Consider the following 2,130-nt stretch of genomic DNA (forward strand, 5'->3'; position numbering starts at 1 on the left):
CGACACCGCAGTTACGACGCAAGCGCGGTGTCGCGGTCGCGGCTTGCGCCGCTCCTACAGCCGCTTCTTCGCAGATCTCGCGCTCGCGCCGCCGAAATTTTTCCGCACAAGCGTGCGGTCGCCCGATCTCCCTACCTCGAAGTTGCCGCGCGCCGTGCGCTGACGCGCATTCTGAACTCGCGCGCGTTCTCAATTTCGATTTCCTGTTTTCGCCACCGATTTCATCTGCAACAACTCTTCGTCGTATGCGTGACGCGATGCACGGATGCTATGTGCAGCCGGGGGATTTGCGTCTTGTTGTGCGCGACGCGGGTGATTCACAGTCGCGCCGTGGCCCATGCGGCGTACGCCGCCGCCACCGGCGAACAATGCCACGCCGATTGAACGTGCAATCGCTGCGAAGTAGCGCTTCAAACGCACGCTGTAGGGGAAGCATGCGGCAATTCCCGCCTTACCCTCTGGAGCATCCAGTTCCCACCGCTTGACCCGACGTCGTTCGCCATCCAGCACCGGCCACGCCGGGCGTCGGGCCATGCCTCACATCACGGACGGAGACAAGCAATGAAACGCATTTGTGGTTCCCTGCTGTTGCTCGGTTTGTCGATCAGCGCCGCGCTCGCCGCGCCGGCCTCGCGCCCGGCGGCGTTCGATTACGCCAATCTTTCCAGCGTCGACAAGGTCGCCTTGCGCACCATGCCGGCGGTCGACGTGGCCAAGGCCAAGGCCGAAGACCTGCAGCGCGACAAGCGCGGCGACATCCCGCGCTTCGCCCTGGCGATCGACGTGGACATGACCCCGCAGAATTCCGGCGCGTGGGAATACACCGCCGACGGCCAATACGCCGTGTGGCGCCAGCGCGTGCGCTCGGAGAAGGCGCTGTCGCTGAACTTCGGTTTCACCGACTACTACATGCCCGCCGGCGGCCGCCTGCTGGTGTATCCGGCGACCCAGGCGCCGGCCGGCGATCGCGGCCTGATCAGCCAGTACGACGCCAGCAACAACAACTCGGCGCGCCAGCTGTGGACGGCGGTGGTGCCGGGCGCCGAAGCGGTGATCGAAGTGGTGGTGCCGCGCGACAAGGTCAACGAGCTCAAGCTGCGCCTGACCAAGGTCAACCACGACTATGTCGGCTTCGGCCCGCTCGCGCGCCGCCTGGCCGCCGCGTCCGGCGAGAAGGGCGTGTCGGGTTCGTGCAACATCGACGTGGTCTGCCCCGAAGGCGACGGCCGCCGCGACATCATCCGCGCGGTCGGCGCGTACTCTAAGAGCGGCACGCTGGCCTGTACCGGTTCGCTGGTCAACAACACCGCCAACGACCGCAAGATGTACTTCCTGACCGCGCACCACTGCGGCATGGGCACGGCCTCGACCGCGGCGTCGATCGTGGTCTACTGGAACTACCAGAACTCGACCTGCCGCGCGCCCAACACGCCGGCCAGCGGCGCCAACGGCGACGGCTCGATGAGCCAGACCCAGTCGGGCTCGACGGTCAAGGCGACCTACGCCACCTCCGACTTCACCCTGCTCGAGTTGAACACCCCGGCCAATCCGGCGTTCAACCTGTTCTGGGCCGGTTGGGACCGCCGCGACCAGAACTATCCGGGTGCGATCGCGATCCACCATCCCAACGTCGCCGAGAAGCGCATCAGCAACTCCACCAGCCCGACCTCGTTCGTGGCCTGGGGCGGCGGCGCCGGCACCACCCACTTGAACGTGCAGTGGCAGCCGACCGGCGGCGTGACCGAGCCCGGTTCGTCGGGTTCGCCGATCTACAGCCCGGAAAAGCGCGTGCTCGGCCAGCTGCACGGCGGCCCGTCGAGCTGCAGCGCCACCGGCACCAACCGCAGCGACCAGTACGGCCGCGTGTTCACCTCGTGGACCGGCGGCGGCGCCGCGGCCTCGCGCCTGAGCGACTGGCTCGACCCGGCCAACACCGGCGCGCAGTTCATCGACGGCCTGGATTCGGGCGGCGGCACGCCGAACACCCCGCCGGTGGCGAACTTCACCTCCACCACCAGCGGCCTGACCGCGACCTTCACCGACAGCTCCACCGACAGCGACGGCTCGATCGCCTCGCGCAGCTGGAACTTCGGCGACGGCACCACCTCGACCGCGACCAACCCGAGCAAG

At 67.6% G+C, this 2,130-nt stretch carries 2 protein-coding genes; both read left to right on the forward strand.

From position 1 onward, the window contains the following. On the forward strand, nt 1-384 hold a 384-nt coding region (locus tag A7A76_RS16545), incomplete at its 5' end, for a hypothetical protein (protein WP_206412226.1). A gap of 177 nt (nt 385-561) precedes the next feature. Further along, nucleotides 562-2,130 (forward strand): PKD domain-containing protein (locus A7A76_RS16550; RefSeq protein ID WP_206412227.1); only part of this gene is annotated, 1,569 nt, incomplete at its 3' end.

The organism is Lysobacter enzymogenes (assembly GCF_017168095.1).
GTDB lineage: Bacteria > Pseudomonadota > Gammaproteobacteria > Xanthomonadales > Xanthomonadaceae > Lysobacter > Lysobacter enzymogenes_D.